Origin of the sequence: Desulfobacula toluolica Tol2 (genome assembly GCF_000307105.1) — a bacterium.
Lineage (GTDB): Bacteria > Desulfobacterota > Desulfobacteria > Desulfobacterales > Desulfobacteraceae > Desulfobacula > Desulfobacula toluolica.
In genome coordinates this window covers 670,833-687,611 of the sequence record NC_018645.1, presented here as the reverse complement: position 1 = coordinate 687,611, position 16,779 = coordinate 670,833, and the positions used below count along the sequence as shown (strand labels likewise).

At 40.8% G+C, this 16,779-nt stretch carries 17 protein-coding genes; 6 read left to right on the top strand and 11 right to left on the bottom strand.

The window, feature by feature from the left end; translation table 11 throughout:
- Positions 1 to 67: 67 nt before the first annotated feature.
- Genes TOL2_RS03120 through TOL2_RS03100 form a run of 5 tightly spaced genes read right to left on the bottom strand, consistent with a single transcriptional unit; the run spans position 68 to position 3,806 of the window.
- On the bottom strand, positions 68 to 652 hold the full coding sequence (locus TOL2_RS03120) for a zinc-ribbon domain-containing protein (protein WP_014956095.1): 585 nt from the start codon (positions 650 to 652) through the stop codon (positions 68 to 70).
- 7 nt (positions 653 to 659) lie between these two features.
- Complete coding sequence (locus TOL2_RS03115) at positions 660 to 1,820, bottom strand: type IV pilus twitching motility protein PilT (protein ID WP_014956094.1); 1,161 nt, start codon at positions 1,818 to 1,820, stop codon at positions 660 to 662.
- A 48-nt stretch (positions 1,821 to 1,868) separates the two neighbouring features.
- On the bottom strand, positions 1,869 to 2,951 hold the full coding sequence (locus TOL2_RS03110; RefSeq protein ID WP_014956093.1) for a type IV pilus twitching motility protein PilT: 1,083 nt from the start codon (positions 2,949 to 2,951) through the stop codon (positions 1,869 to 1,871).
- A 36-nt stretch (positions 2,952 to 2,987) separates the two neighbouring features.
- On the bottom strand, positions 2,988 to 3,488 hold the full coding sequence (locus TOL2_RS03105) for a DivIVA domain-containing protein (RefSeq protein ID WP_014956092.1): 501 nt from the start codon (positions 3,486 to 3,488) through the stop codon (positions 2,988 to 2,990).
- Between the two features lie 18 nt (positions 3,489 to 3,506).
- Positions 3,507 to 3,806, bottom strand: a complete 300-nt coding sequence (locus TOL2_RS03100) for a YggT family protein (RefSeq protein WP_014956091.1) — start codon at positions 3,804 to 3,806, stop codon at positions 3,507 to 3,509.
- A 406-nt stretch (positions 3,807 to 4,212) separates the two neighbouring features.
- Here TOL2_RS03100 and TOL2_RS03095 point away from each other — a divergent pair, with 406 nt between their 5' ends.
- The 6 genes from TOL2_RS03095 (at position 4,213) to TOL2_RS03070 (ending at position 10,063) form a co-directional block, all read left to right on the top strand.
- Entirely contained in the window at positions 4,213 to 6,354 is a 2,142-nt protein-coding gene (locus tag TOL2_RS03095; protein ID WP_014956090.1) for an aldehyde ferredoxin oxidoreductase family protein, read from the top strand.
- Positions 6,351 to 6,548, top strand: a complete 198-nt coding sequence (gene thiS / locus TOL2_RS03090; RefSeq protein WP_014956089.1) for a sulfur carrier protein ThiS — start codon at positions 6,351 to 6,353, stop codon at positions 6,546 to 6,548. Before TOL2_RS03095 ends, thiS begins: the two co-directional genes overlap by 4 nt.
- A gap of 114 nt (positions 6,549 to 6,662) precedes the next feature.
- Positions 6,663 to 8,138 (top strand): DEAD/DEAH box helicase, encoded by a 1,476-nt coding sequence (locus tag TOL2_RS03085; RefSeq protein WP_014956088.1) that lies wholly within the window; start codon positions 6,663 to 6,665, stop codon positions 8,136 to 8,138.
- A gap of 112 nt (positions 8,139 to 8,250) precedes the next feature.
- Positions 8,251 to 8,643, top strand: coding sequence for a twin-arginine translocase TatA/TatE family subunit (locus TOL2_RS03080; protein WP_014956087.1), 393 nt, complete (start codon positions 8,251 to 8,253; stop codon positions 8,641 to 8,643).
- Between the two features lie 3 nt (positions 8,644 to 8,646).
- Entirely contained in the window at positions 8,647 to 9,456 is an 810-nt protein-coding gene (gene tatC / locus TOL2_RS03075) for a twin-arginine translocase subunit TatC (protein WP_014956086.1), read from the top strand.
- Positions 9,457 to 9,592: 136 nt separating this feature from the next.
- Positions 9,593 to 10,063, top strand: a complete 471-nt coding sequence (locus tag TOL2_RS03070) for a cytochrome c3 family protein (RefSeq protein WP_014956085.1) — start codon at positions 9,593 to 9,595, stop codon at positions 10,061 to 10,063.
- A 195-nt stretch (positions 10,064 to 10,258) separates the two neighbouring features.
- Here the strand turns inward: TOL2_RS03070 and TOL2_RS03065 are convergent, their stop codons facing one another.
- From TOL2_RS03065 to TOL2_RS03040, 6 genes are all read right to left on the bottom strand, one after another.
- Entirely contained in the window at positions 10,259 to 11,698 is a 1,440-nt protein-coding gene (locus TOL2_RS03065; protein ID WP_014956084.1) for a cobyrinate a,c-diamide synthase, read from the bottom strand.
- A 22-nt stretch (positions 11,699 to 11,720) separates the two neighbouring features.
- The gene (locus TOL2_RS03060; protein ID WP_014956083.1) at positions 11,721 to 11,978 is read right to left on the bottom strand and encodes a dissimilatory sulfite reductase D family protein; all 258 of its coding nucleotides are present in this window, start codon (positions 11,976 to 11,978) and stop codon (positions 11,721 to 11,723) included.
- 93 nt (positions 11,979 to 12,071) lie between these two features.
- Entirely contained in the window at positions 12,072 to 13,220 is a 1,149-nt protein-coding gene (dsrB, locus tag TOL2_RS03055; RefSeq protein WP_014956082.1) for a dissimilatory-type sulfite reductase subunit beta, read from the bottom strand.
- Positions 13,221 to 13,235: 15 nt separating this feature from the next.
- Positions 13,236 to 14,561, bottom strand: a complete 1,326-nt coding sequence (gene dsrA / locus TOL2_RS03050; RefSeq protein WP_014956081.1) for a dissimilatory-type sulfite reductase subunit alpha — start codon at positions 14,559 to 14,561, stop codon at positions 13,236 to 13,238.
- Positions 14,562 to 14,756: 195 nt separating this feature from the next.
- A complete protein-coding gene (locus TOL2_RS03045; RefSeq protein WP_014956080.1) occupies positions 14,757 to 15,935 on the bottom strand; it encodes a hypothetical protein in 1,179 nt (392 codons plus the stop codon).
- Positions 15,935 to 16,612: a tetratricopeptide repeat protein gene (locus TOL2_RS03040; protein WP_014956079.1), complete on the bottom strand. Its 678-nt coding sequence runs from the start codon at positions 16,610 to 16,612 to the stop codon at positions 15,935 to 15,937. Before TOL2_RS03040 ends, TOL2_RS03045 begins: the two co-directional genes overlap by 1 nt.
- Between the last annotated feature and the right edge of the window lie 167 nt (positions 16,613 to 16,779).

Here is a 16,779-nt window from a genome sequence, read left to right as displayed (position 1 = left end):
CATACCATTGCCGGATCATAAAAAATCGTGTGTAAATCCTTATTTTATTTTAAAATTTTCAGGTTTTTTAAGCTTTTCCAGCCAGTTTCAAGGAGTCGTTATAGACCATATAAAAATTTTTATGATCTGCCAGAACCCCTGATACAAATGTTTCCAGGTGAATGATGTCATCCCTGTGAATGATACTGTTCACACTGGTATTAAGGGCGGCCATATTATCATTTGTATTGAATTTATCACTGATTAAAACCAGGCATATCCTGCGTCTTAACGACATATCAATGGAATTCATCCTGTCCATCATACCGGATATCCCTTTTTTTTGATCAAAACTCTCATCAATAATCACCAGGTGATAGATGTGGTATTCCATTTTATTTAATGCCGCTTTGGTATTTAATGCGATTTCTGCTGCCAATCCCATCTGCCTGATAATCGAGACAACCTTTTTTTTCAAGTCATTATCATCTATGCAAACAAGGGCATTCAATCGGTCTTCAAGAGAAAGTTGCGCAGATTTTTGCTGTTTTACCACAGGAATCCGGATCTTTTCTTTACATTTGGGACATGCAAGGGTTAAGTCTTTATCTTTGGGAATTTTGTGATCCGGAATATTGAGTTTTGTTTTGCAATTATGACAGGTGACGTTCATGGTTTAATTATCCTTGATATCCATGATCAATTTCCAATGAATCAATCTTTGTTGTAGTCTCACCGCGTGCATTTTTTATCGAATCAAGGGCTCTTCCTACAATATCCTTCCTTGATGCATAGGAAGATGCGATTTCTTCACTGATGTTTCTCTCTTCATACAAGGAAACAATATATTCATCAAACGACACCATATCCTGAGCTTTGCCTGCATTAATAATATCATTGAAGGTCTTTCCCTCGGATTCACCATTCAGAATGGTATCTTTCACCCTTAAATTAGACCCCATGATTTCAAAGGCCGCCACCCTGCCTCCACCGTTTTTCGGCAATAATCTCTGGGCCACAACCCAACGGATGGTATCAGCAAGGCGTATCCTGATCTGTTTTTCTTCTTCAGTGGAAAACATGCCCAGAACACGATTAATGGTTTGACCGGCATCCACGGTGTGCAATGTGGACAGAACAAGGTGTCCTGTTTCAGCCGCAGAAAGACCGATTTCAACGGTTTCCCTGTCCCGCATCTCACCTACCAGGATCACTTTGGGAGCCTGGCGCAAAGCAGCTCTCAACCCGTTTGCAAAGGTATCAAAATCAGCGCCCAGTTCTCTTTGGTTAAACGTGGATTTTTTCTGAGGATGCTGATATTCAATGGGGTCTTCAAGGGTGATAACATGAACCGATTTTGTTTCATTGATTTTATCCAGCAGCGCGGCAAGTGATGTTGACTTCCCGGAACCAGTGGCACCGGTAACAAAAACAATCCCGTTTCTTTCTTCGGCCATGGTATAAAATGCCCTGGGCAGGTTCAATTCTTCAATTGTGGGGATTTTTGTTTCAAGCTTTCTCAAGACAATGGAATATTTGCTGGATCTTGAAAAAATATTCACCCTGAACCTTGCTTTATTTCCCAACTGGTAGGAAAGGTCACATGATCCTTCCCTGATAAGGGTCTCAGCAAGTTTCCGATTATTATTAATTAAATTCAGTGCAAATATTTCAGTTTGAAAAGGAGTCAGCCGTTTAAACTCAGGATCTATGTTCACTGGAACCAATTCCCCGGAACTTTCAACCTGAAGAGGTTTGCCCGGGGTAAAATTCAAATCTGAAACATTATCATGGGAATCCAGCATTTTGGAAAGGATATGGTCGATCTGCTGTTTTTTCATGCTATTTTTCTCTTGGCTTCATCCATTTGCTTCATCTATTAAGAGGTCTTAAGCTTCCGTAAAATCAGACGGCGGGTTCTTCAGAAAAGGCCTGAACAAGGATTTATTATTAGCTTTTCCATATGCCTCATCAGGGCTGATCCATCCTTTTTTATACAATTGCATGATGGCATCATCCAGCAATTGCATCCCGTATTGCTTGCCGGTCTGAATCATGGATGGAATCTGGTGAGTTTTGGCTTCACGGATAAGATTTCGCACGGCAGGTGTTGCCACTAAAATTTCCAAAGCTGCACACCTGCCTTTTTTATCAACTCTCTTAAACAATGTCTGGGCCACAATGGCGCGAAGACCGTCAGACAAGGTAGAGCGTATCTGGGCCTGTTCTGTGGAGGGGAACACTTCGATAATCCTGTCAACGGTTTTAGCAGCACTGGAGGTATGCAGGGTTCCAAACACCAGATGGCCTGTGGAAGCCGCTTCAATGGCAAGGGAAATGGTTTCAAGATCCCTTAATTCCCCCACGAGAATAATATCCGGGTCTTCACGAAGGGCCCCTCTCAAGGCTGATGAAAATGTCTGGGTGTGCATTCCCACTTCCCTGTGGTTCACAATGCAGTTCTGGCTTCGGTGTACAAACTCAATGGGGTCTTCCACAGTAATGATATGATCTTTTCTGTTTCTATTGGCCTGATCAACAATAGCGGCAAGGGTAGTTGACTTACCTGACCCGGTAGGTCCTGTAACCAGAACAAGACCCCTTGGAAGATCAGCCAGTTTTGAAATAACCGGTGGAAGCCCCAGCTGTTCTGCAGTCAGTATTTCAGACGGGATCTCGCGGAAAACTGCTGAGATACCGCTTTTTTGCATAAAATAGTTTGCCCTGTACCTGGCAAGCCCAGGGATTTCATAACCAAAATCCACATCCCCGGTTTCTTCAAAAACCTTAATCTTCTCCTGGGAGGTTATTTCATATAAAAGGCCCCTTAGTTTATCACTGGTCAATGTATCATATTTTATACGTTCAATATCGCCATGAAGTCTTAATGCCGGTTGCTGGCCCGAGGCCAGATGGAGATCGGAAGCACCCTGCTCATGCATCAGCTTAAAAAAAGCATCAATTTCAGCCATTTCACATGCCCTCTTTGTTAATCTTTAATTGAAAATTTATGCCCGCTGGATAAACTTCAAGGTAGAATCAGTTTCATCAGCTGCTTTATTTTCTTCCTTTGTCATTTCAAGCAATTTTGAATGGGATTCCAGAACGGCACTGATTTGCATTTCAAGCTGAATGCGTTGACGTTTCAACTCAATAATATCACCGTGAAGCTGTGAAAGCCTATTATGCGCTCTGTTCAACATTTTTTCCGCTTCAACTTCAGCATTGGCAATGATCACCTGTGAAGATTTCCTGGCATTTTCCTTCATCTGATCCATGACTTTCTGAGCCTGGATCATGGCGTTTCTCATAGAATTTTCTCTTTTTCTATAGCCTTGATTCTCCAGTTTGAGCCTGTGATTTTCCTCATGAATATTTTGAATGGTCTGATTCAGATGATTAAGTTCTCGTGATACCTCTTCGAGAAAAAAATCAACTTCCTGAACATCAAATCCTCTGAATCTTGTCGTAAATTCTTTTTGTTTTACAACCAACGGTGTTATGCCCATAAGCACCCCTCGTTTTTATTATGCTATTGTGCGTGCCAGTCCGTGAAGGCTTTTAACAACAAATGCCTGAAGAAAAATAATAACCAGAATAACTACAATAGGTGATATATCAAGGCCTCCAAAATTCACAGGAAGTCTTTTTCTGATTTGATAAAAAACTGGCTCGGTTGCAGTATTGATAAACCTTACAATGGGATTGTAAGGATCTGGACTCACCCATGACAGGACAGCGCCAGCTATAACAATCCACATATAAAACGTCAAAGCATAATCCAGAACAATAGCAATGGCTTCAAAAAAATTGGCTAATATAATCATTTATGTTCCCTTTTCTCAATAACTGCCACTGGCAGATCCGGTATTTCATTCAAACTTTTCCACAACGAGAATTAAAAGTCTTTGTGTGAATTTTTTAAAGACTTTCATATAAAAATCCCTTTAACTTTTAGTGTTCTGATTAACTATGAACTATATCAAAAGTCAAGTTTTTTTGACTGTTTAGCCCGGATTAAATATTGAGTTCTGAAGTGATTGATCTAAAAATCAATAAAATAACAATGATTTAAGCATTCAACATTCAACCCCGATATATCCAAGTTTATATATTTAAGTCTTAAAATGTGTTATATCTTATTTTACAGTACAATCAAAGATACAAAAAGGTTTCGTAAGCTTAAATCATAAATTCGTTTAAAAAAAACATTTAAGTTTAAGGAGAAATTAAATGGATCAAATTCATCTCAAAGAAATCAAAGCTATCTCTTATAAAAAAACAACTATTAATAAAGGTTATGCAGACAGATCCCTTCGAATTAACCTTGATGCAAAAGATATCATCATTACCCCTATTGAAGAAAAAGTAAAAAATAAATTTATTGGAGGAAAAGGGTATGATCTCTGGCTGATGTGGAATGCTGTGCTTGGTGACACAAAATGGAATGACCCTGAAAATACCATTTGTATTTCTTCGGGTCCCCTTGGTGGAACACCGGGATATCCAGGTGGCGGGAAAAGTATCGTGACTTCCATTTCTCCTTTAACCGGTGCGCCCATTGATTCAAATGTGGGTGGCTATTTTGGACCTTATAAAAAATTTTCCGGGTTTGATGCGTTACAAATTGACGGTAAAGCAGAAGAGGAGACAATAATTGTCATTGACGGAATTGAAAACACAATCAAACTATTTGAAGCAAAAAATCTTCCAACAGATGCTTATGAACTTTCAGATGTTTTAACCCGTTATTTTGATAAGGAAAAACCGGTTAATGTTTCTGTTGTAACAACAGGACCGGGTGCCAAACACACCTTCTTTGGATGCCTGAATTTTTCCTGGTGGGATGCCGGGCGCAAGAGAGTCAGATACAAACAAGCAGGTCGAGGCGGTATCGGAACCGTTTTTGCCGATAAAAAAATCAAAGCCATTGTGGCCCGATGCGGTGCCATATCGATGAAAACCAACAACCCTGCAGATTTTGAAAGCCTGAAAGCAGTCACCAAAACCCATGCAAAAGAGATTCATAACCTTGATCCCAAACAAAACAGAATGGCCCTGGTCGGAACCACACATCTTGTTCCTATTATGAATGATCACGACTGCCTGCCGGTCCATAATTTCAAGTTTGGTTCACATCCGCAAAGCCATGCCATAGGAGAAGAGATCTTTGAACATCTGTTTGACAAAGGTTTTGACGGTTGCTGGAAAGGCTGTGCCGTTGCCTGTTCCCACGGGGTGAAAGACTTCTCCCCCATGACCGGCCCCTATAAAGGGAAAAAAGTATTTGTGGACGGACCTGAATATGAAACCATTGCCGGCTGCGGTGCCAACCTGGGCATTTTTGATGCCCATACCATTGTTGAAATAAATTTTTATTGTGATGCTTATGGGCTGGATACCATTTCCGTGGGAACATCCATCGGGTTTGTCATGGAATGCTTTGAAAACAATTTAATTACTGCCGATCATACCGGCGGGATGGAATTGAGCTTTGGCAGCCGTCTCAACTCATTGGAGATCATCCACCAGATGGCAAGGGGTGAAGGATTCGGCAGAATTGTCGGCAAAGGTGTCAGACAAATGAAAAAGATCTTTGCAACTGACTTTGGTGCAAATACCGATTTTATGCAAGATATTGGAATGGAATCCAAGGGGCTTGAATTTTCCGAATATATCACCAAGGAATCCCTTGCCCAACAGGGGGGATACGGGCTTGCCCTGAAAGGCCCCCAGCATGATGAAGCCTGGCTCATCTTTCTTGATATGGTTCATAATTTCATGCCCACCTTTGAAAACAAGGCAGAAGCCCTTCACTGGTTTCCCATGTTCAGAACCTGGTTTGGCCTTTGCGGTCTTTGCAAACTGCCCTGGAATGATATTATTCCAGAAGATAATAAAACCACATCCGAACCTGCCAAGGTAATCAAACATGTGGGATGGTATGCGGATTTCTTCTCTGCTGTTACAGGCAGGAAAACTAAACCCGACGATCTGATTTTAATGAGCGAGGCAGTTTATAATTTTCAAAGAATTTTCAACCTGAAAATGGGCTTTGGTACAAGGGAACATGACACATTGCCCTACAGGGCCATCGGCCCTGTGACTGTGGAAGAATATGAATCGCGCCAGGAACGGTATGACCAACAGCTAACAGACAAATATGGCATCACGATCAATAACATGGATTCTAAAGAAAAAACAGCTGTTTTAAGGCAGAAAAGAGAAGAACAATACGAACTGCTTAAAGATGCGGTTTACGAAAGACGCGGGTGGAACAAAAATGGTATTCCGACTTTGGAAACCGTCAAAAACCTTGGCATTGATTTTCCTGAAGTTATGGAAATTTTAAAAAAAAACGGCGTAACAAAATGATCGAAGTTGATGGAAAAAAGCTGCAATGGTTTGAGGATATGACCATTGCAGCCCTTTTGGAAACGCTTGATAATGTTGATTTTTGTGCTGTGGTTCGTCTGAACGGCAAGCTTATTTCAAGCCCTGAATTTACTGAAACCATGATTGAGGACAACTCCAAAATTCAACTGCTGCCCCTTGTCGCAGGAGGATAAACTTTATAATAAATTTGCTTTTTAATAATTTTAACTTCACAAACAACTGGCTGTCTGTTAAAAACCATTGGTATCAGACAATTAACATTTTAACTCATACAAAGAAAGTAACGATTGAAACAATTTTTTCTATTTTTAAAAAAGCTTTTCAGCAAAAAGCCCCAAATCAAATCACCTTCTGTTCAACCAACTCCCAGGCCTAAAGCAGAAACAAAACCTTCGCCTGAAACAGAACCAAACAACAAACGTCCGCCTAAACCCCCCAAAAAAAAATGGTCCGTCAATAATTTTCCAGTAGAACCCCGGGAAGGGGAAACACGATTTCATGATCTTGGTCTGCCATTGAGTGTCATGCGTGCCATTGCAGATTTAAAGTTCGAATATTGTACGCCGATTCAAGCAAAGCTGATGCCCCATACCCTGGAAGGAAAAGATGCCACGGCCAAGGCCCAGACCGGGACAGGAAAAAGTGCCAGTTTCATCATAACTATTTTAGCTGCATTCATCAAAAAGTCCTTTAAAAATAAAAAAGGAAGCCCAAGGGCTTTGATCCTTGCACCCACAAGAGAGCTGGTTTATCAGATTGAAAAGGATTTCAATGACCTTGCCCGATATACCAATTTAAAAATCGTATCAATTTTTGGTGGAACCGGATATCAAAAACAGCAAACGCAGCTCAAAGAAAAACCGGTTGATATAATTGTTGCTACTCCCGGCCGTCTCATTGATTTCATGAGCAAAGGCCTTATCAACCCTTCCAAGGTTGAAATTATCGTAATTGATGAAGCTGATCGAATGCTGGACATGGGATTTATTCCGGATGTCCGCAGAATTATTTTAAAAACACCCCACAAAAATAAGCGGCAGACCCTGTTCTTTTCTGCAACCTTAACACCGGATGTATTGAGACTTGCCCAAAGCTGGACCACTGAAAACAAGGTTCAAATTGAAATAGATCCTGATCAGGCGGCAGCCGACAGTATCCAGCAGATTGTTTATATCAGCACGGAAACCGACAAATTCAAGCATGTCTATAACCTGATCAACAACGAGCAGTTAAAACGGGTTATCTTGTTTGTAAACCGTAAAGATACCGCAAGAATTGTGTCGGAAAAACTTGACCGGTACGGCCAAAAATGCAGTGTACTTTCAGGGGACATCTCCCAGGACAAACGATTTAAAGTTCTTGAAAATTTTAAAACCGGCAGAATTAATATTTTAGTTGCAACAGACGTGGCTGCCCGTGGATTGCATATTGAAAATATCAGCCATGTTATTAACTATGATCTTCCCCATGAGCCGGAACACTATATTCATAGAATCGGAAGAACCGGAAGGGCCGGAGCAAAAGGGATATCCATCAGTTTTGCTGATGAAATGAGTTCGTTTTTCATACCAAAAATAGAAGAGGTGCTGGGAAATAAAATAGTCTGTGAGTATCCGTCCGAGGCACTGGACAAACCACTTCCCAAACCAAAGAAAAAATATCATTTAAAACAGGCGGTTAAAAAGAAAAAACCCTTTAAAGGCAAACACAAACCTTACAGGAAGCATGACAGTGGCAGGCAATACAACAAGCAGGGCAAATAAGGCAGCCTCCTTTCCCCGGTTATTGATCCTTACCTTGACACCCAGTCATCATTCAGTGTAAAAATAGAAGCTTATTAACTGGCAATTTTCATTAAAGGAGTTAAAATAAAAAATGTTTGGTCTTGGAATGCCTGAAATTTTGTTGATTCTGGCCATAGCCCTTATTGTCATAGGCCCCCAAAAGCTTCCGGACCTTGCCAAAACGCTTGGCCGTGCCATGGGAGAATTCAAACGATCCGCCCAGGACTTTAAACGCAGCATTGATGTGGAAACCACTGTCAAAGATATGACTGACATCAATACCTCTAAAACAGATCTCAAAGAAATCCTTAAAGACACCTATCCAAAAGAGCAGACATCAGCAGTTAAAGAGGATAAAGGTTCGCAGAATGTTGAAACAAAAAATTCTGATACAGCTACAGATGAAATCCCAAAAGATAAAGAAACAACTGATAAAGAACCGGACAAAAACAATAACACATCTGAAAACAATAAAAACGATTAACATATGAGTACAGAAGAAAAAAGCCCGTTTACCGAACATTTGGGCGAATTAAGAGATAGACTGGTTCGTTCCTTTATTGCCGTGGGCATTGGATTTGTAGCGGCTTATTTTTTCAAGGAAAAATTATTTGAGATACTGATCGCCCCCCTGGTCACTGCCATGGGCGAAAATGAAAACACCAGGATGATTTTTACAGGGCTTCCTGAAGCATTTTTTACTTATCTTAAAGTGTCCTTACTAGCCGGGATTGTTGTTGCGACTCCGGTACTTTTTTATGAATTCTGGATGTTTGTATCTCCGGGGCTTTACAGAAACGAAAAGAAATACTTCTTACCCATCGTCATTCTCTCAGTTTTCTTCTTTGCCATTGGCTCCTCTTTTGGCTATTTCGTTGTTTTTCCTTATGGATTTAAATTCTTTTTAGGATTTGCCACGGAAACCATCCATGCCATGCCATCCATGAAAGAATATCTTTCTTTTGCTTCAAAGATGCTTCTGGCATTTGGATTTGTGTTTGAATTGCCGTTAGTTTTAACATTTTTGGCCAGGATGGGTCTGGTAACAGTCCCGTTTTTAAAAAAGAACAGAAAATATGCCCTGTTGCTGTTTTTTGTGGGTGCCGCAATTATCACACCACCGGATGTGGTCACCCAGGTGATGATGGCCCTTCCGTTGATGCTTCTTTATGAGATCAGCATTATTGGTGCCAGAATATTCGGCAAAAAACATAACTCTGAAATTGACGAAAAAGAACCTGAAAACCAGGATAATCTGTCACAATCAGACACGGTAAACCAGGATGATCATACGTAGTCTGAAAAAGTATTTAAGGTTGACTTTTCAACATGCTTGGGTGTAAAACGCTGAATAAAAAAATTTAAAGAAACCATCGGTGATATGCAATTATCATCGGTATAAAGACAAAAAAATTATTAAAGGAGTAAAAAAAATGATGAACAAAAAGCTGCTGATGATGCTCTTGGTTGCAGGTATGGCTGTAATGTTTATTACCACGGGTCTGTATGCCGGGACAGATGTTCCGGACACGATAAAAATGGACTACAACCAATACAAAAAACGCAAAAAACAACCGCCTAAATCAAAATTTATTGAATTCAGCCACAAAATGCACAATGAGGATTATAAAATTTCATGCGGTGACTGTCACCATGACAAGGACAACAAACCTCTGGACCTTAAAATAGGGGATAATGTTCAAAGATGTGCGGAATGCCACACAAAAATGGCCAAAGACAAAAAGAACAAAAAAGACATTATGGTACTTGAAAACGCCATGCATGGCAATTGTATCGTCTGCCATAAAGACGTGAACAAAAAAGCCGGAGATCCTAAAGGAATGAAGGGACCTGCTCCTGCTTCCTGCGCCAAATGTCACATATCCTTAAAAAAGAAAAAGTAGTCGTTTTTCAACACACCGTTTTTTTACGCTTCAAAAGAGGTTTTTCAGAATATGAAAAGCCTCTTTTTTTATGGAATACTCTTGCCATGGAAAGACTTGTTCTTTAACCCAGGCTTGCCCACAACTAAGCATAAAACTCGAAAGTTTAGTCTGAAAAAAATTTCACATAAAAAATTGTAATATTTATCTGATGATTTACCGGACAAACGCTGCTTTAAATTCTCCGGCTTTTTTGATCAAAGCAGGTGCCCAGGAAGGGCTGCCAAGCGCATGGATATGGGTATAGGTTCCAAAGGTATTGCGTTTAAAAAAACCGTCTTTTTTGTCAAGAATGCCTTTGCCACGCTCCATTTTAAAGGCCATTTCAGTATCCTTATAATCAATATCCAGAACACTGGAATATCTGAATTCGTGGCCTTTTAAAATTTCACCGGTTTTAAAAAAAGGATTTTCATTCACAACATTGACTTGGGTATAACCATGTCCCTGGGGCCTTATGGAAAGCCCGAATTTAATGGGGAGAATACCGGACATGGGATATTCACGGTCACTTAACCGGATGCTTTGACCCAGAAAGATCAGCCCACCGCATTCCGCATAAATGGGAAGTCCCTGTTGAGATAATCTTTTCAAATTCTCCCTAAAGGCCATATTTTGAGCAAGCTGTGGTGCATGGGTTTCAGGAAATCCCCCGCCCATATAGATGGCATGGACCTTTGGTATAGCGGTTTCATTCAAAGGACTGATAAAAACAATATTGGCACCCTGCTCTCTTAAGGCATCAATGTTATCGGGATAATAAAATTGAAAAGCCGAGTCTCTTATAATACCTATGGTAACAGGATCTGAATCAATTTGTTTGCCTTCTGAAAGATGCATTTGAGGTGAAAAATGTACCTTGAGGGGGGGCACTTTTGAATCATGGTTTTGATATTTAACGGTTACGGCCTGATATAATTCATCCAAATCAATATTGGCTTTAGCAACTTTAACAGCGGCCTGGATTGCCTGATTTGAAAAACCATGCTCATCAGACGGCACAAGTCCCATGTGCCGTTCAGGAAAATCTTTTGCCTTCAATTTTGGAACAGCACCAAAAACGGGAATCTTGCAAAATCGTTCTATGTTTGCCCGAACCTTTCCTTCATGGCGTTTGCCAGCCACCCGGTTGAGGATCACACCGCAAATGTTAATTTCAGGATCAAACTGCATGCAGCCCATGAGCAAAGCCGCCATTGTACGAGTACTCTTGCTACAGTCCAGGACCAGTAAGACAGGCAGGTTTAAAAGCTTTGCAAGCTCTGAAGTCGATGTTGAACCATCAATATCAATACCGTCATAAAGACCGCGATTTCCTTCAATAACGGCGATATCACAATTATCTGAATTTTTATAATAGGAGTGTTGGACAACGGACGGGGTACAAAGAAACGTATCCAGATTATAACAGGGACGACCGGCTGCTGTTGAAAGCCAGCCGGCGTCAATATAGTCAGGTCCCTTTTTAAATGGGGAGACCTTATAGCCTTTTTCTTTCCATGCTCCGGCAATCCCTAAAGAGATAATGGTCTTGCCTGATCCGCCCCGAAGGCCGGCAATAACAACACCCGGAACATTTTTAGAGACCTTTTGCATGAAATCTAAAAGCTTTTAACCTCTAACTTTCGCCTTCGGAAGAATGCTGAATACCACCGCCTTTAAGGCCGTACATGGTTGTACTTCCTGAAGACCAGAATTCGAGTTCACCTGTTTCCACCATTTTATTAACAACTTTCTTAATCGCCCTGGGTTTATCATCCGGGAAAATTTTATAAAAGTCTTTAATATAAAATTTGGATTTAGTTTTAGCTTTTTTTGTCAGCCAGTCCACAACAGCTTTGGTTGCAGCTTCGGTATTGTCAAGAAGTTCACTCATTTTCATACTCCTTTGAAATGAAATGGTTCAGCCGGAGTGCAAATACACTCCGGCCTATACGACTTTATAAGCAACTATCGTTCAAAACTATTCTTAGAATTTGAACTGAGTTGACTGACGCCAGCTCATGTATGCCTGCTGACGGAAATCATCAATCAGGTGATGTGTGAACTCAAGTTCACATGCTTCAAAGAATTTTTCCCATCCGATTCTCTCAGCCCAGTCACCCAGACGCTCGTATTTATTGGCACCTTTGGCATAGGCTTCAACCATTCTGGTGATAGCAGCTGTCATGGAAGGCCATCTTGGCATTTCATTGGGCAAAAAGCCAACAACAACTTTAGAAAATTTAGGATCGGAAATCCTGTTGGAAACTTTACCACCTGCCATAAGAACAATACCATCACCTTCTGTATCAGCCAGAGGCATGGAAGGACACATGGTGTAGCAGTTACCACAATACATGCATCTTTCATTTTTAACAGAAACAGATTTTACTTCCGTGCCGTCAGCAAGAGTCTGTTTTGAAGGTTTGATTGCTGCGGTAGGACAAGCAGAAACAGCCAAAGGAATTTCACAAACTTTATCAAGATATTCATGATCCAGCATTGGCGGTTTTCTGTGATATCCGAGGATAGCGATATCAGAACAATGAACTGCGCCGCACATATTCAGGCAGCAAGCCATGGAAACTCTAAGATGTGCAGGAAGTCTCATGTCCTGGAAGTCAGCAAACAATGCGTCCATTGATGCTTTTACAGTACCGGAAGCATCTGTTGCAGGTGTATGGCAGTGAATCCAGCCCTGGGTATGAACGATATTTGTGATACCGGCACCTGTTCCGCCGATGGGAAACTTAAAGGAACCACCATCAAATTTTCTGGATGCCAGATCATTTTTCAAGGGTTCAAGTTTATCTTTTGAGTCAACCATGAATTCAACATTATTACGGGTAGTGAAACGAAGGTGCCCGTCACAATGTTTGTCAGCAATTTCACAGATCTCATTGATATGGGTGGTACTCATCAAACGCGCACCACCAACTCTTACTGTATATACTTCATCTCCGGAATCAGCAACATGAACGAGGACGCCCGGCTCAAGGATTTCATGATGAGACCATTTGCCTTTATTTTTTGCGATCACTGGAGGATAAAACTCATTATAGTCTCTGGGGCCGATGTCAGTGATTCTGTTTTCCATCGGTTTTTTGGGATCATAACCCGTAGAAATAAATGCCATTATAATTCTCCCTTTTTATCTTTGATGGTGTTTTCTGTATTCTTCAACATCACGTTCCCAGCCGCCGGTAACCTCATCCTCTTTCCAGAAGATATACGGGTTGGTTCTCGGATATTGTACATGCTGAGGCATTGCTTCGATACCAGTTACTTCAAGAAGTTTCTGGAATCCCTGACGCATGATCAGCTCACCAAGTCTTTCACGGTTTTTACCTTCTTCCATCCACCAATCCCAAATATTTTCAATGACTTCTGTAATTGCTTCATAATCATTGTCAGGATTAACTTCAATAAACGGAACCAGCAGAGAACCCATCTGAGCACCATCAAGAATAGGAGCTTTTGCACCGCAAAGGATGGAACATCCTGTTTCTTTACCGATTTTAAGAGCTTTTGGCATTACATTGATACAATGCATGCAGCGAGTACAATTGGCATTGTCAATGGCTAATTTTTTATTTTCAAACTTCATGCATCCGGTGGGGCAAAGCGCAATAACTTCTTTTTCAATGTCAAAAGGACCCCAGTCTCCGCCTTTATGGGCACCGGCGTTGGCAGGATATGCAGCGTCATTTTCAACATATTTGTTGACTGCATCCTGATCAATCCGGATATCATCTTTCCAGGTTCCGATAAAAGACATGTCGGAACGGGCAATAGATGCTACGCAGCAGTTGGGGCAGCCATCAAGTTTGAATTTAAACTTGTACGGGAAAGCAGGACGATGAAGCTCATCTTGATATTCGTTAGTCAAAAAGTGAACCAGTGCATTTGTATCATAGCATGCATATTCACATCTGGACTGGCCAAGACAGTCAGCAGGTGTTCTCAGGTTGGAACCTGATCCGCCAAGATCCTGATTGTAATCATGTGTCAGTGTCCAGAAAACTTCTTCTAACTGAGGAGTAGTTGTTCCCAGAAGAATGATATCACCGGTTGCGCCATGCATATTGGTAACACCGGAACCCCTGAAGTCCCAAAGGTCGGTCAATTTTCTAAGATAATCAGTTGTATAATACTTACCTGCAGGCTGGTTTACACGCATTGTATGAAAATGCTCAACACCTGGAAATGCCTGAGGCTGATCACAATATCTACCGATAACGCCACCGCCATAACCAAAAACACCTACGATACCACCATGTTTCCAATGGGTTCGTCCATGCTTGTAAGAAAGTTCCACAATCCCAAGAAGATCGTCTACACAATCCTGGGGAATCTGGAATTCCACGCCTTTTTCATTTTTTGCTCTGACTTCAGCCTGCTGTTTCAGGTCAGAGACAAAGCTAGGCCATGGGCCGGATTCTAACTGATCCAGGAAAGGAGTTTCATGCTTAGCCATTTACTTACCTCCATTAATAGTTAATTTACATTCAATCAATAATGAAAAATTTATCCAAACTTTTCATTCAATAGTCTGATATGTTGTTATTCCAAAGACTTAAAAAATCAACGTCTTTTTCTTGAAATCACCTTAAGCAAAATAACATTGCAGATATAAAATTTCTATTTCAACATGTCAATAAAAAAGGTTTTTTTAAAACCCACTAAAAATTACATGCAAGGTCCGACAATGGGATTCAAAATTTTCTTTTATCAATGCAATTTCTTCTGAATTGGATTGATAAGATTCTAAAATATTTTCCATAATGCCCATAACCTGTTCAAGGCTGAATTGCTGGAAAAATGCTATAAAAATCAATCTTAAATTTCCAAAGCCACAAACAGCTGATTTCTCGTCTAATGCATGCAAAAAGCCTTCCACAACCGGCTTTATCATGTTCTTTCCAAGCATAACGGTTTGACCCGTGCCATTCAATCGGTCAAGGCGCATCCTTAAAAGCAAATTCAGAAAAAAAAGCAGCAGAGACGGCAAAATATGCTCTTGCTTATCTTTTTCATCCGCACCAAATTCCGTTAAAGGCGAATATCCTCGCACTGAAATCAAGCGGACATGAACCTTACCAGCCTCCTGCCTGACAATAAAATCCCCGGCAGCATGATGCCAGGGAAAAATCTGATCAAAGGTTTCAATATCATAGTAACAAGTCAGTATCCGGGAGATTTCCTGATAAATAGGAAAAGCTGCTACTTCAGAAATATAATGGCACTTGCCGTCGGATTCCCATATCACGACTTGTCTTATGCCATGGTCTTGTGTGGCATGAAACTCTTTATAGCCGTCAAACCACTCTCCTAAAAAAAATCCAATCCTGCCTTTATCAGTGGTTATAACATCAACGCCAAACACCATAGGAAGATGGCGTTGTACATAATGAGTCTTGTTCAGGCGGGATATGATTTTATACTCATTTTCCAACAATGACAGACCCGATTTTGACACTGCACCGTTCAGAACAAAACAACATTCAGGAGAACCATGAACTACAACCTGAATTTTCAACGGATGATAAAAAGCACCGTGCTTTTCAAGAAACACAACGATCCTGTCAATTTGCCCAGTCAAAACAGACCTTTTACAAACAACCTCAAGGCCTGCTTTTAATATTGAAAAATTATTTTCCGATAAAAAACGACAGGAGGCTAAAAAATAGTCACCAATAGTTATAACAGCATCTTGCAGTTTTCTTTCAGAAGGAGTGTCGCTTGAAAAACCGGTATTTTTTCCTGACAATGGAAGTTCCCACAACTCAGAACCTGGCAAGACCTCTTTTTTTTCACCGGACAAAAAAAAGCAAAACAAATCAGGTTCCATTATGCTTTTCTGTGTGGCGCAAGCTCATCTTTTAATTCCCGGGCAACTTCAAACCCAAGCTCTTCAGCCTTGTCACAATGGACAATCGCTTTATCAAATTCACCGGTCTCAAGATAGGCCACGGCAAGATTGTTATGGGCAATTGGAAATTCAGGCTGCACGTTAAGGGCTTCAAGATTTGCTTTGATCCCTTCCGGTACAAGCCCTTTCATAAAATAGGCAGTCCCCAGGGTTGCATAGGCCTGGACAAAATGCTTGTTATGAATAATGGCTTTTTTGAGATTTTTAATGGCTTTATCCACCTTTTCTTCATCTTCCTTTGAATCTTTTCCATCAACCAGTTGAAGAAGGACAAATGCCATATTCGCATAGCCTTCCGCAAACCCGGCCCGTGCCTTTGTGGCACGCTGGTTATACCGGTAGCACCCTTCAAGATCTTTTCTTTGAAGACAGATACCGCCCAGAAGAACGTAGGCCTCAGCAAGAGTTGGACTACAGTCAATTGCGTCATGAAGGACTTTTTCAGCCTCTACATACTCCTGCTTTCCCAAAAGAGCCACAGCCAGGTTATAATGGGTTGTACCGCATTCAGTATTATGGGTAATCTGACTTCTTAATCTTGCAATATGCTCATCCGCATCTTTCGGCAGATTTTTCCCTTGATCCGTATTGGTCATTGATCTTATCCTTAGATTTAATTTTATTAAAAGTCCAAATCTTAAATTACATGAAAGCCTTTAAAAATCCAAACAACGACTTTCAAATTTTGTTGTGGCCAAACCCAGGATGACCAGATTGTAATATAAAATGGTCAAGCCTGCCTGTGGCAATCATTTAAAACCTT

Coding starts and splice junctions, on each gene's coding strand:
- TOL2_RS03120 (WP_014956095.1), bottom strand. CDS start 652: ATGAACGTCACCTGTCATAATTGCAAAACAAAACTCAATATTCCGGAT.
- TOL2_RS03115 (WP_014956094.1), bottom strand. CDS start 1,820: ATGAAAAAACAGCAGATCGACCATATCCTTTCCAAAATGCTGGATTCC.
- TOL2_RS03110 (WP_014956093.1), bottom strand. CDS start 2,951: ATGGCTGAAATTGATGCTTTTTTTAAGCTGATGCATGAGCAGGGTGCT.
- TOL2_RS03105 (WP_014956092.1), bottom strand. CDS start 3,488: ATGGGCATAACACCGTTGGTTGTAAAACAAAAAGAATTTACGACAAGA.
- TOL2_RS03100 (WP_014956091.1), bottom strand. CDS start 3,806: ATGATTATATTAGCCAATTTTTTTGAAGCCATTGCTATTGTTCTGGAT.
- TOL2_RS03095 (WP_014956090.1), top strand. CDS start 4,213: ATGGATCAAATTCATCTCAAAGAAATCAAAGCTATCTCTTATAAAAAA.
- thiS (WP_014956089.1), top strand. CDS start 6,351: ATGATCGAAGTTGATGGAAAAAAGCTGCAATGGTTTGAGGATATGACC.
- TOL2_RS03080 (WP_014956087.1), top strand. CDS start 8,251: ATGTTTGGTCTTGGAATGCCTGAAATTTTGTTGATTCTGGCCATAGCC.
- tatC (WP_014956086.1), top strand. CDS start 8,647: ATGAGTACAGAAGAAAAAAGCCCGTTTACCGAACATTTGGGCGAATTA.
- TOL2_RS03070 (WP_014956085.1), top strand. CDS start 9,593: ATGATGAACAAAAAGCTGCTGATGATGCTCTTGGTTGCAGGTATGGCT.
- TOL2_RS03065 (WP_014956084.1), bottom strand. CDS start 11,698: ATGCAAAAGGTCTCTAAAAATGTTCCGGGTGTTGTTATTGCCGGCCTT.
- TOL2_RS03060 (WP_014956083.1), bottom strand. CDS start 11,978: ATGAGTGAACTTCTTGACAATACCGAAGCTGCAACCAAAGCTGTTGTG.
- dsrB (WP_014956082.1), bottom strand. CDS start 13,220: ATGGCATTTATTTCTACGGGTTATGATCCCAAAAAACCGATGGAAAAC.
- dsrA (WP_014956081.1), bottom strand. CDS start 14,561: ATGGCTAAGCATGAAACTCCTTTCCTGGATCAGTTAGAATCCGGCCCA.
- TOL2_RS03045 (WP_014956080.1), bottom strand. CDS start 15,935: ATGGAACCTGATTTGTTTTGCTTTTTTTTGTCCGGTGAAAAAAAAGAG.
- TOL2_RS03040 (WP_014956079.1), bottom strand. CDS start 16,612: ATGACCAATACGGATCAAGGGAAAAATCTGCCGAAAGATGCGGATGAG.